This window comes from Duncaniella sp., assembly GCF_029054785.1.
Classification (GTDB): Bacteria; Bacteroidota; Bacteroidia; order Bacteroidales; family Muribaculaceae; genus Duncaniella.
Genome location: NZ_JAIDEN010000152.1, coordinates 1 through 11,280 on the forward strand (window position 1 = coordinate 1; position 11,280 = coordinate 11,280).

Below are 11,280 nucleotides of genomic sequence, written 5' to 3' on the forward strand. Positions count from 1 at the left end.
AAAAAGCTTCGCTGGTTTTCATGCCGCAAATTTAACACTTTTCGATCAATTCATGCACCGTAGTTTCGGCTTGAGCCAACAAAATATCAGTGTCGGGATATTTTTTTGTCTGAAAGATGGAATAATATCGTTTGATCTTTAAGAGTTGCTTATTTGATATTCGATATCAACTTAAAAACAATCAATCATGTTACCATCAACTTGTTCCAAAGTAAGTTTGCGTTTGCGGTCGATCAAGTATGATCGCCTGTCACTCTATCTTGACTATTATCCGCCTATCAGGAATCCGAAAACGATGAGGATGTCGCGTCGTGAGTGTCTGGGATTTTATATCTATGCCCGTCCAGAGGATAAACGGCAGAAGGAATATAATGACTCGATAATGATGCAGGCCGAAATCATACGTTGTCGCCGCCAGGAGGCGGTCATCAATCAGGAATTCGGTTTTCTTGACCGCAGACAGCTGAAAGCTGACTTCCTGAAATATTTCGAATCTCAGGCGAGAGCGCAGCCTAAAAAATGGGAGATGCCTTATCTTCATTTCAGCCGCTTTGTAGGAGGCCAATGCTCGTTCGGCGATCTGACAATTGTGCTTTGCCGTAAATTCAGAGACTATCTTCTTGATGCTTTTCAGTTGCGTCATCCGAAAATGAAACTTACACGCAATTCCGCCGCGAGATATTTCTCTGCCTTCAGAGGTTTGCTGCGGATGGCATATCGGGAGAGGTTGCTTAGAGAAGATATAAGTGTCTGTCTTGATGCCATATCATTTGAGGAAGTGAAGAAAAACTTTCTTACTGCTGAAGAGGTGAAAATTCTGGCGGCCACACCGTGTGACATCCCGGTTCTGCGTCAGGCATCACTTTTTTCAATCCTGACCGGCCTGCGCATCAGTGACATTCTGCGTTTGCAATGGGTGGATATAGGGCACGATGCAGCCGGAGAGCCGGCTATGTTCATAAGGATTCAGAAAACACGCAAGGAGTCTGTCCATCCTCTGAGCCGTCAGATGCTCGCTTTGTGTGGCGATCGTGGCAGCGGGCCTGTGTTCAAGGGCCTGAAGCGTTCAATGACTCAGTATCCTCTGCGCAAATGGCTAAAGGCCGCAGGTATTTCCAAGCACATCACCTTCCATCGGTTTCGTGACACATTTGCCACATTGCAACTTGCCGCCGGTACGGATATCTATACAATCAGCAAGATGCTTGATCACTCCAGCGTTTCGACAACACAGATTTATGCCCGGATAATCGACTCGACAAAACGCGATACGCTTGAACGGATAAAGCTCGAATAGAATCAGCGGAAGTTAAGAGGGCGTTTAACCGTACTTTAGTGTTAAACACCCTCTTAAATTGAAATTTGTGTGTTTTTTCAGAGCATAGAGTATTGATTTTTCTGATCTGTTAAGTTCTGACTCTTTCATTGTTGACTTTCGTTTAAGTTATGCTGCAAAGTTATGGCTGTGATGTGTCATTTGCCGATACAGGTTGCGAAAATTATAGCGGTCCGCGAAATTTTTTCACCGGATTGCCTCGTTCAAGAGAATCGTGATTGCTCCATTGCCGTGTCTGAGAGTCGGCAACGGCATTTTCATTCAGCCGGCGGAGTTTCAGCATCAGCCGTTCTTTGGCAAGGATCTTGTTCCGAAGCTGGGACCGTTCTTCGGTGCATTTAACGGAGAGACCGGTAGGGGTATGGATTGCCCTAACGGCTGTTTCCACTTTGTTGACATTCTGCCCGCCTTTACCTCCCGATCGGCAGGTCTCATATTTGATGTCGCTTTCTGTTATATCCGGAAGGCTGATCTCGTCGAAAAAGTTGACTCCTACATACCAGTTTTTGCGCTTATGGGCCGGACGGTAGGAATTTTGGGTTGATACCCATTGAACCGTCCCTTGCCAATCGTTGATGATGGATTGCGATATAGGTTCATCGGTTGCGAGTGTTATGGACATGTAGCACTCAGCGGCCTGATTGTGAGGTTCGCAGTCGGCAAGTTGAAGCGATGGGATTGTTTTGAGCAGTTCACGCGCTACAAGTGTTACCACCCGTGCACATTCCACCGGCCCGCGCCCGGCGGTAATCTGTATGTATTGTTTAACTCGCATATGTTCGTTGAGCTGAAGGTTCATTGTCCGTTGTCTTTGATGTTGAGTTTGGGTTTGATCATGGCAATTACATCAACCGTAGGCTTTATGAGATCAAGGATCTCGTCAGTCGGTTTGTAGGCCATCGGAGATTCGTCAATCGTTGTATCGCTGACTGACGTTGAGAATATTCCTGACATAGTTTCTTTGAAGTCGTCCAGTGCAATCTGTTTTTTAGCCTGAGCACGGCTCATCAGGCGTCCTGCACCGTGAGGCGCCGTATTGAGCCATTGTGCATTACCCTTGCCGATGCAGATGGCAATCCCGTCGCGCATATTGAATGGAATGGCCACCTTGCGCCCGGCGGAGGCGTCGATCGCGCCTTTGCGCAACATTGGCTGCCCGTCTGTCACAGAGATATAGTTATGTGTGGTGAAGATTGACTCAGTGCATTTTGCCTTGCAGATCTTTTTCAGTATAGCGAAGACCCGGTCGCGGATTACCTGATGGTTATACAGGGCGTAGGCCTGCGCGATGGTCATGTCAGACAGGTAACCTTTCAGCGTATCGCCCCACAGATAGCCGATATATTTGGCCCGTTTGGGATTTTGCGCGACGTTGTGCCAATGGTTTGCAACCTTGACTCCGAGGTTTCTGGATCCGCAATGGATTGTCAGCCATCCCTCTCCGTTGACGGGATCCTCGCCGTACTCAATGAAGTGGTTGCCTCCGCCAAGTGAACCGATGCTTTTATAGAAGATTCCCTCCTGGAGTTTGATGCGTCGGCAGAAATCCGAGATGAAACGGGCATCGATGCGCGCGGTCTCGTTTATAAGATCTGGAGCGGCAGAGCGGGCTTTCCGGTATTGTGAATTGAGAAAGCGAAATAACTCTTTTTCGTTGATTGAATTTTTCAAACAGATTTCAGAGCCTGTTGGAATCGCTTCCCGGATGCGATGATCCAGAAGTGGGAAATCTTCGGGGCTGACAATGTCTGAAAGGCGGTGCATGGATATGGTGCAGCCGATGTCAACTCCGACATGGTCAGGGTTGACATACATCTTGATCGGATAGGCTGTGCCTACGTTACACGAGCTTCCGGCGTGTACATCTGGCATCTGGACTATGCTGATTCCCTCCATAGCCGGATGGTTGCAGAGTTCAGTCACCCATTCCAAGGCTGAAGTCTCGATATTGTCGGTGAATATCTCCGCTGAAGTGGTTTTTCCGTTTATTATCATAGCGTTAAAATTTTGGTGCAAAGGAAAATTGATAGTGCGCAATTAATTTGCGCAGACTCTGAAAAATGATTATTTTAGCGGAAAATTTTAATACTGTCTTATTTTTATGCCATTAAATCGAGCTACTTTAATCCGCATCTCAACGATTGACAAGTGTCTTCAGAATCATTACCGACGGTGGACCATCAATGATCTGATTGACGCCTGCACCGATGCTTTGGCCGAATTCGAGGGACGCAGCAACCCTGTTAGCCGCCGGACGTTTCAGAATGATCTGGCCCTGATGAGAAGCGATCGCCTGGGCTATAACGCACCGATTGTGGTCCGGGAAAACAAATATTATGAATATGAAGATCCGGATTACAGCATTACCCATCTGCCGTTGAATGACGAAGGCCTCGATGCTCTGAATTCTGCGCTTGACATCCTGCGTCAACTTCAAGGTTTTCCGCAGCTGGCATCGTCGATCGACACCATAAGCAAGCTCAACGAGCAGATTTCGCGTCATACAGGGTCATCAGTGCCTGCTATGGATATGGAACATGTGCCGGGTTATAGGGGAGCTCAGTTTATTGGCGTGATATATGACGCGGTAAGGAAGCAGCAGACGGTAATAATTGAATATCAGTCGTTCAAAGCACGGCAGCCGGAGGCACTGACAGTATATCCGTATTTATTGAAGGAATATCGCAACCGTTGGTTTCTGATAGGAGAGAAATCGACCAACCGCGTTCCGCAGGTCAACATCTTCGCTCTTGACCGCATCCACTCGGTAAAATTGGACAAGTCGCATCCATTCAGGAAATGTGTTGATTTTGATCCGGAACACTTTTTTGACGACACAATCGGAGTGACGAAGCAGATCTGCGACAAAGCGCGTCGCGTTGTGATCAAGATTGACCGTCAACAGGCTCCATACGTAGAGTCAAAACCATTTCATAAGTCGCAGAAAGTGGAACAACGTTTCCGCGACGGCAGCATCCAGCTGTCACTGAAAGTCGTTATCAACAACGAACTGGAACGTTTGATACTTGGTTACGGCGGCCATGCCGAAGTAATCGCCCCTCCGCATTTTCGGGACCGCATAGCCGAAAGCGTCCGCATCGCAGCTTCACATTATAAGGATTAAAAAACAGAGAAAAGGCAGAGGAAAGTTCGCAGAGATTGATTTTCTTAGATTTTAATCGCACCAGCCGTCAATGTCTTGTTCGAGGATTTTAAATAGCAGGCTGAGCATGCGCCGGGCGCGTTCGTCGGGGTCAATGTCAGCGGTAGCACCGTCAATAAGTCGACAGCATAGCTGCATTCGGTCCGCATCGTGTTCTCGTCCGGCATGGTCGGCAAAACCTCGCATGAATCCCATGTCGTATTCAAGTTTGCGCTTTAACACGTAAAGTATGCCACGCCAGTCGCCGGGAGATGAGTGTGAAATTGTCTCTTCCCAGAAGAGGCGCTCCTTTCGGTCGATACACTCACGCTTGACTTGTTTGAGAGGGTCTGGCTTAACTGACTCCATAAGGTACTGCCCCAAAGCCTGACAATCGTCTGATTTGATTATGTCAAGATAATGCCAAAGGTCATCGTCATGCTCTTTTGATGTATGGAATGTATGGAGTGAGGCCCAGTAAAGCAGCACGGCGGAAATGTAGGCGCTGTCTTTCTCGGAGGTTTTGACCTTCTTGTCAATAAGCCAGTCGGGTGCGGCGTTCATTCCATCAGGTTGTCGTGTGGGCTGACCTGATAATTCGATTACACCTTTGCAGCGTCGTTCAGAGAGGTTTTTCAATTTCTGGCAATACTCGGCATATACAGGTTTCAACTCTTCGGATTCTGAAAAATTCTCTGTTATCGCTTGCCATACATCTTCAAACTGGCAATCGTTGAGGTATTCACGAAATGTCTTCATTTTCAGTATTGTGTTTGTTTCTTAGACGTTTATATTCTTCAATCAGTACAATCAAGCATTGTCTGTAAGTATGAACAGAGAGCAGCAAACCGGACAGAAATCCGTAAAGCAATGGATAACTAAAACTGTTTAGAGAAGCGACAATAACTCCTAAAAAGGCGCCAATTCCCATTAATAGATGAGCTTTGAAAAACTTCCGGTTTAATTCGGTTAGTGGCATAATTATTATGAACTTTGATTTTATGTGCAAAATTAGGTCAATAGTGTATCATTTTGCGAGACAAGCGCTAAAAATGGACAAATAATCTATGCCGGTATCAAGAATTGGGACATCATCCGGTTACTTTTGACATAAGTATTGAACCCTACATTAAAACATGCGCATAATCCTTTGTAATTCAATATTAAATTTCATAAATTTGCGTTATGAACCAATACCGTGAAAATACGAAACAGACAGTTTAGAACGACATAAGATCTTGCACTTTTGCAATGACCAGCCATCCGCTTTGGTGGAATCAGGTAAATTCTATAAGGAATCTTAAGGTGGGAGTCAGGGGCAATCAGTGTATCCTCACATGATGACGCAGGATGCTTTTGCTTCAATCATGATTACAGGCCTACCAAAGCCTTCCTGAAAGAGTGTTGTGACCTCTTTTTATCAGTATAGATACCGAATTATATTTACTCAATTAAATTTAAATCTAATGACAGTTGAAGAATTGTACTCTGCGCAACAATTGTTGCATCAGAGAATGCTTAAGCGGGCAGAATCGTTGGGATATAACCTTGAAGATACAGAACCTATATATGATGGAGTATGTGATGTCATCTCATATCTTTCAAATAGTCCGCGTATAATGTGGATTATGAAAGAGCCATATGACATAATAGAAGATGGAACACCAAAGGGTGGTGGATGGGAAGTTTATAATTTCACATTAACTTATCCAATGTGGAAGATACTGATGCGGATCACTTATGGTATTCGCAATAAGAAATATCAGATAGACATTCCTGATCCGGATGAAGAAATGCTAAAGCTATTGAAAGCTACCGCTTACATCAATATAAATAAAATGCCGGCACTTACATCAAGTAATGACAGACAACTTGCTGTGAGCCTTAGAGATTGGAAGGATATTGTTATGGAGCAAGTTAAAGTTTACAATCCTGACATAATCATATTTGGTAATACCTTTAAACAATTTGAGGAAGGAGACTTTGGAGAAAACAGAAGTGAAGATTGGATTGAAAACGCAAGTACACCAGGTCCTACCGAAGTTTTTAAGACGAAGATGGGTAAAGTTCTAATCAACGCTTATCATCCGTCGCAAAGGAATACGGTAGAAAAGAATCGATATATTGATACCATTATTAAAGCTTGTATTGAAGGTTATTATTGAATAAAGTTCATAATAAAAAATAATTATGCTGTACCGCAAAATGAGACACTGCGGTCGTAATTTTGCGGTACAATTACATCAGCCCGGTGGTGGAATCGGTCAGACACACCTTATATCAGATGGAAGGCGCCCTGTGATGGGGTATTGCCGGTTCGAATCCGGCTCGGGCTGCTAAAAAAATATAACAGATGAATCGACCTGTAATTTTTCTTGACTTCGATGGAGTGCTCAATACCGAGCAGTATCAGGCGCAGCTTGCCATTGAGGGCAAGCTGACAAAGGACGTTTGGGGGCCGCTGTTCGATCCTCGTGCCGTAGAGAATCTGTGTAAGATATTAGTAGCAACCGAAGCCAAGATTGTCATTTCATCATCGTGGCGTTACGCCCATTGCCTCAGCAGTCTGCGTCGAATGTGGAAAGTCCGCGGGTTGCAAGGGGAGGTCATTGATACGATACCTTGTGGTGCAATCTACATCTCACGCGGTGAAGACATAGAATGCTGGCTCGACCGAAATGGCCGCCCTGATTACGTGATAATCGATGACCTCGATGATTTTTTCCTCTCGCAACATGATCGCTATGTAGAGACAAATCCCATTGTCGGCATAACAGAGGCCGATGCACAGAATGCAATCAAAATACTCAACTCAAAATCGAATAATATGAAAGATGTTTCAAATTGGAACGGTTACTCCGTTTATGGCGATGTCAAAGAGCTTGACCGCATTGTAGAAACAACAGGTATGATTAATCTTACCAAAGATGATATTGTCAGTGTCCTTTCAGCGGAAGGCGAAAATTGGATTTCAGTCGGGAATGGTTCAAACTTGAATGATGCGTTCAATGAGGCTATCAATGATTTTCCTTGTAAGATTGACAAAATCAATGCTTTGCTGATTGATTTCCGTTGTGGCAGTAAGCAGCCTACTATGTCGGAGTTGTCAATAGCTCAGACTGCATTGGCTGAAGTCAACACAGAAGTTGAGCTAACCTGGGGTATAACATTCGACGAATTGTTAGGAGAGTTTTACCAAGTCGTACTTGTTGCATCTCTAAGACGATAATATTCAGTCTGCCAATTAGGTAATGCTCTAAAAAATTCGCTGTCTGATTATCGCTTGGCATCCATTGTCTGGCGACAGATATCACTATACTCTAAAAAAACACCAATATATGGATTTGACAAACATGATATCTCTCGAAGGGATGCGTGAGATGAAGTGCAAGCGGATTGCTTTTATTTCAAACACTGTTGGTGGTTATACTTCACTTGAAGAGTATGTCAAAGATAATGACGAATGGTTTGCTATCATAGGTATGGATCTCAGACTGCACGGAAAATATATTTCCATCGAAAACTGGCTGGATTGTTATGAATATGAAAAATACTATATCATAATGGCTTCCAATGGCCGACTGACCGTAAAAGACAAAATTAAACGCAAATATATATCCGAAATATGAATCTGATAGACATGACTAATAAAGAAAGATATGCCATGATGCGCAAACGTCACACATTTCTTTCAGAAACCGTCAAGGGCTATACCTCACTTGAAGAGTATGCCCGCGATCGGGATGAATGGTTTGCTATTCGTGGCATAAATCTTGAATTGCGCGGTAATTGTGTAAGTCTTTGCAACTATCTTCTCTACAATGAATATGAGGAATATTTTGTCGTACCAACATCAGACGGGCATCTTGCGATAAGCCATGTCATTTGGTGGCAAAACGATGTCTGCGCCAACGAAATTTTCAACATCCTCGAAGAAGAAATCGCCAACGAAGATGACATTCTGACTTCATATTAAAAAATTTTCTGTTATGAATGTGATTGACGGGATGTCCAGCGAGGAAAGATATGCTATGATGCGCAGGCGTCATGCTTTCCTTACCGAGTCTGTGAAAGGATACTCCTCACTTGAGGAATATGCCAAAGACAAGGATGAATGGTTTGCCATACTTAGCGTAGAACTCAATGCGGGAGAGAAAGTAATTTCTCTTTGGTTTCAGTTGGGGTATTATGATTATGAGGAGTATTTTATAGTACCTTCGGTTGACGGACAACTTACGGTCAGCCACATAATCGCGTGGCAGGATTTTTGTTGCGCCAATGGCTATCTTAACATCTTTACTGAAGAAAGCGTGGATTCGGAGGAGTTCTTTAACAAGAACTGACAACCTCTGGCGGCCAATCATACTAATTTTGGCCACCCAATTTTTAATGAAATGGATATGACTGAAATGACACTTGCCGAAAGAAGAAAGAAAATGCGCGAAGAAAATGCGAAGAGATTTGCCGGATTGTCTGCCTATATGGCCCAATGTCACAAGGAATCGTTAGAATTGATTCGCCGTCGACACGCCTATTATACCAAACTCATAACCGACGCGAAAATCAAAACCGCACAGGATTTCTATGACAGATTCAAAGAGCAATTTCTGATGTACGGCATAAAATTGGAGCTCTCCGACAATAAGAAGTGGTGTTCAATCTATCTTGAACTTGGAGACTATGACTATGAGAATTACCATGTGGGAGACGGCAAGGATGATGGTTTAGCAGAAGTAGACCCTGAAGTCTCCTTCAAAGATATGTTCAACAACGTCGAGGTAAATATCTTTACCGGGGAAGAACTTTAAGATTACACAGGCTTCTTCTGGCAGTATACTACATTATCTTTGCAAGATGATATACAAAGGATACTTTACAAACTCCGAATTTGAGGACGTTTGGCACACTCTCCAGACATATTATAACGAGCCGGAGAGCGTCAGGAAATTGTATAAGACACTGTTTTATACAATCCACAATATGACAGTTGATGAAACTCATTCCGGTACTTCACTGATAATTGAAACCGATTTCGAAGGCAAGATTCATGTAGCTGGAGCGCCTGACCCGATTGAATGGCTTGTAGGCCGAGAGGTGATTTTAAATGACAGCGGATCTTCAGTACCAGAAATTGCCGCTCATCTGCTCTATTGGTCGACACTATACGATTTCAGGACACAGACTCGGTATCACAAAGACTGTCAGAAACGTTTAGAAGATGGCTTTTCATACACTTACGTTGAGAATCCCGGAAAAGACCTGAGCCTAAAACGCAAGGCCCATTATTACTGGAAAGAGGCCATTGCCAAAGACTCGGCAATCGACTGGAGCCACATCCTCGACATTCTGCGCAAACGCATCGAATACCACATCGGTTATCACCGCTACACCGATCGTTTTACAAACAGCAAGCACTATGTGTCGCGCATGGAGCTTTGCTGCCGACTACTGGAATTGGCGGCCGCTGACTACTATGACATGGGAGGCGTCTATGTAAATCCCCGCAACGCATATCGCTTTATCGGTCGTATTTTCAGTCAATATGATTACGATAAAATAGGCGCAGATGACCAGTTCAATGAACTTCGATTGTCAGAACTGCGCCGCGCCAAAGCCTACAAAATCCTTTGGAAATTCCTCGACCACAACCTCACCTATTGGTGGGACTGATTACTAAAAACATGTTTAGAGTTGTAGCATTAGGATACAGAGCCGGGATGATTGTCGATCGGCTCAGGGCAAAGAAGAATTACGATGACATCCGCTTTGTGTACTGCAATGCGGACAGTCGTCTTTTGTCTGAATGGGGCAAAGAGGAGGATGAACATATCCTGCTGACAGATATTGCACAATGTCGGGAGGCAATTCATGATGACTGCGAACTTATGGCAATTTTAGTGACATGCCTCGACGAGGATTGTTCGCAGAAATATGCCTCGGAAATAATGTATGAGTTATGGAGTTATGCTGACTATAGGTATTGTTTCGCTACACTTCTTTTTGAAGCCGGAGGTAAAAGAAAAGCCGCTTTGGAGATATTCAAATGGCTGACTGATTATAGTGATCTCACTGTGCTTCAGGATGACTTGAAAGAACCATACAACTATTTTCCGTTTGATATGGATAAGGGATTGGTCCGCTTTCTTGATATGCTTTTGAGTCATCCGCGGAAAGGACGCAGCTCCGACCTCGACGATCTTCCCTTCGGCGTATGGGTAACAGAAAAGCAATTATTGATGGCTTTGAATGCCATGTACTCCAACAATATGCCTGAATACTACAAAGCCGGAACATTCTCATTTCACAAAAGTACCCATGAATACTGATATCCATAACTGATTAACCATGACCGTAAAAGAGCTTTTCCAGTCATTGGAGTTCAAGGATATTATTGAACCGATGACAAAGAAACATCCCGATGCGCTTCTCCCCATATCGGAATACAAAGAGAATTACAGCATCATCCTTAACACTGTGTTTTCGGGCGAGGGCGGAAAGATTACGTTCCTTCCGGATGGTAACTCGGATGCCTACATGATTGAAGGTGACCGGTATTTCAATATCGTCGGGATGGAGGTTGTGCTTCCGGAGAATGAAGTAGTTATAAAAGCGTGCTGTAAAGCACGCTGTACTAACGGATTGTGATAATTATGTCATTTGTCGATGCACTATCCTTATAGTATTGATAGCGTGCTACTTGAGCTTTTATTATACAAGGGTCGGTTTCACTTCTGATTTTTGATGATTTGGGGCTTCCCAGCTGACTTCATCTAAGGAAACAGACCTCTCTTTCGTACATTTT

At 44.1% G+C, this 11,280-nt stretch carries 14 protein-coding genes and 1 tRNA gene; 12 read left to right on the top strand and 3 right to left on the bottom strand.

Annotation, left to right across the window (positions count from 1 at the left end; all coding sequences use genetic code 11):
- The first annotated feature begins 187 nt into the window (after positions 1-187).
- On the top strand, positions 188-1,297 hold the full coding sequence (locus tag K2H17_RS09470; protein ID WP_300134076.1) for a site-specific integrase: 1,110 nt from the start codon (positions 188-190) through the stop codon (positions 1,295-1,297).
- Positions 1,298-1,499: 202 nt separating this feature from the next.
- Here the strand turns inward: K2H17_RS09470 and prfH are convergent, their stop codons facing one another.
- Entirely contained in the window at positions 1,500-2,135 is a 636-nt protein-coding gene (prfH, locus tag K2H17_RS09475) for a peptide chain release factor H (RefSeq protein WP_363319937.1), read from the bottom strand.
- Positions 2,132-3,331, bottom strand: a complete 1,200-nt coding sequence (locus tag K2H17_RS09480) for an RtcB family protein (RefSeq protein WP_300134078.1) — start codon at positions 3,329-3,331, stop codon at positions 2,132-2,134. Before K2H17_RS09480 ends, prfH begins: the two co-directional genes overlap by 4 nt.
- A gap of 106 nt (positions 3,332-3,437) precedes the next feature.
- On the opposite strand from K2H17_RS09480, the gene K2H17_RS09485 reads away from it, so the two are divergent.
- Complete coding sequence (locus tag K2H17_RS09485) at positions 3,438-4,460, top strand: WYL domain-containing protein (RefSeq protein WP_300134080.1); 1,023 nt, start codon at positions 3,438-3,440, stop codon at positions 4,458-4,460.
- A gap of 51 nt (positions 4,461-4,511) precedes the next feature.
- Here K2H17_RS09485 and K2H17_RS09490 read toward each other — a convergent pair whose 3' ends face one another.
- Positions 4,512-5,237: a hypothetical protein gene (locus K2H17_RS09490; RefSeq protein WP_300134082.1), complete on the bottom strand. Its 726-nt coding sequence runs from the start codon at positions 5,235-5,237 to the stop codon at positions 4,512-4,514.
- A 707-nt stretch (positions 5,238-5,944) separates the two neighbouring features.
- On the opposite strand from K2H17_RS09490, the gene K2H17_RS09495 reads away from it, so the two are divergent.
- The 10 genes from K2H17_RS09495 to K2H17_RS09540 all read left to right on the top strand — a co-directional run bounded on the left by K2H17_RS09495 (position 5,945) and on the right by K2H17_RS09540 (position 11,123).
- Positions 5,945-6,643, top strand: a complete 699-nt coding sequence (locus K2H17_RS09495) for a hypothetical protein (protein WP_300134083.1) — start codon at positions 5,945-5,947, stop codon at positions 6,641-6,643.
- An 80-nt stretch (positions 6,644-6,723) separates the two neighbouring features.
- Positions 6,724-6,814 (top strand) — tRNA-OTHER (locus K2H17_RS09500).
- Positions 6,815-6,831: 17 nt separating this feature from the next.
- A complete protein-coding gene (locus K2H17_RS09505; protein WP_300134084.1) occupies positions 6,832-7,707 on the top strand; it encodes an HAD domain-containing protein in 876 nt (291 codons plus the stop codon).
- A 109-nt stretch (positions 7,708-7,816) separates the two neighbouring features.
- A complete protein-coding gene (locus tag K2H17_RS09510) occupies positions 7,817-8,107 on the top strand; it encodes a hypothetical protein (RefSeq protein ID WP_300134086.1) in 291 nt (96 codons plus the stop codon).
- A gap of 11 nt (positions 8,108-8,118) precedes the next feature.
- Positions 8,119-8,454 carry a hypothetical protein gene (locus tag K2H17_RS09515; RefSeq protein ID WP_300134088.1) on the top strand — a complete coding sequence of 112 codons (336 nt, stop codon included), beginning with the start codon at positions 8,119-8,121 and terminating at the stop codon, positions 8,452-8,454.
- A 13-nt stretch (positions 8,455-8,467) separates the two neighbouring features.
- Positions 8,468-8,821: a hypothetical protein gene (locus tag K2H17_RS09520; RefSeq protein WP_300134090.1), complete on the top strand. Its 354-nt coding sequence runs from the start codon at positions 8,468-8,470 to the stop codon at positions 8,819-8,821.
- Between the two features lie 51 nt (positions 8,822-8,872).
- Positions 8,873-9,286, top strand: a complete 414-nt coding sequence (locus K2H17_RS09525) for a hypothetical protein (RefSeq protein ID WP_300134092.1) — start codon at positions 8,873-8,875, stop codon at positions 9,284-9,286.
- A 172-nt stretch (positions 9,287-9,458) separates the two neighbouring features.
- Positions 9,459-10,148, top strand: a complete 690-nt coding sequence (locus K2H17_RS09530; protein WP_300134094.1) for a hypothetical protein — start codon at positions 9,459-9,461, stop codon at positions 10,146-10,148.
- 11 nt (positions 10,149-10,159) lie between these two features.
- Entirely contained in the window at positions 10,160-10,804 is a 645-nt protein-coding gene (locus tag K2H17_RS09535; RefSeq protein ID WP_300134096.1) for a hypothetical protein, read from the top strand.
- A gap of 19 nt (positions 10,805-10,823) precedes the next feature.
- Entirely contained in the window at positions 10,824-11,123 is a 300-nt protein-coding gene (locus K2H17_RS09540; protein ID WP_300134098.1) for a hypothetical protein, read from the top strand.
- Positions 11,124-11,280: the final 157 nt, after the last annotated feature.

Excerpts from the sequence above, each read along its gene's own strand:
- K2H17_RS09470 (WP_300134076.1), top strand. The coding sequence starts at position 188 with ATGTTACCATCAACTTGTTCCAAAGTAAGTTTGCGTTTGCGGTCGATC.
- K2H17_RS09480 (WP_300134078.1), bottom strand. The coding sequence starts at position 3,331 with ATGATAATAAACGGAAAAACCACTTCAGCGGAGATATTCACCGACAAT.
- K2H17_RS09530 (WP_300134094.1), top strand. The coding sequence starts at position 9,459 with ATGACAGTTGATGAAACTCATTCCGGTACTTCACTGATAATTGAAACC.
- K2H17_RS09540 (WP_300134098.1), top strand. The coding sequence starts at position 10,824 with ATGACCGTAAAAGAGCTTTTCCAGTCATTGGAGTTCAAGGATATTATT.
- prfH (WP_363319937.1), bottom strand. The coding sequence starts at position 2,135 with ATGAACCTTCAGCTCAACGAACATATGCGAGTTAAACAATACATACAG.
- K2H17_RS09520 (WP_300134090.1), top strand. The coding sequence starts at position 8,468 with ATGAATGTGATTGACGGGATGTCCAGCGAGGAAAGATATGCTATGATG.
- K2H17_RS09505 (WP_300134084.1), top strand. The coding sequence starts at position 6,832 with ATGAATCGACCTGTAATTTTTCTTGACTTCGATGGAGTGCTCAATACC.
- K2H17_RS09535 (WP_300134096.1), top strand. The coding sequence starts at position 10,160 with ATGTTTAGAGTTGTAGCATTAGGATACAGAGCCGGGATGATTGTCGAT.
- K2H17_RS09525 (WP_300134092.1), top strand. The coding sequence starts at position 8,873 with ATGGATATGACTGAAATGACACTTGCCGAAAGAAGAAAGAAAATGCGC.
- K2H17_RS09495 (WP_300134083.1), top strand. The coding sequence starts at position 5,945 with ATGACAGTTGAAGAATTGTACTCTGCGCAACAATTGTTGCATCAGAGA.
- K2H17_RS09490 (WP_300134082.1), bottom strand. The coding sequence starts at position 5,237 with ATGAAGACATTTCGTGAATACCTCAACGATTGCCAGTTTGAAGATGTA.
- K2H17_RS09485 (WP_300134080.1), top strand. The coding sequence starts at position 3,438 with ATGCCATTAAATCGAGCTACTTTAATCCGCATCTCAACGATTGACAAG.
- K2H17_RS09510 (WP_300134086.1), top strand. The coding sequence starts at position 7,817 with ATGGATTTGACAAACATGATATCTCTCGAAGGGATGCGTGAGATGAAG.
- K2H17_RS09515 (WP_300134088.1), top strand. The coding sequence starts at position 8,119 with ATGACTAATAAAGAAAGATATGCCATGATGCGCAAACGTCACACATTT.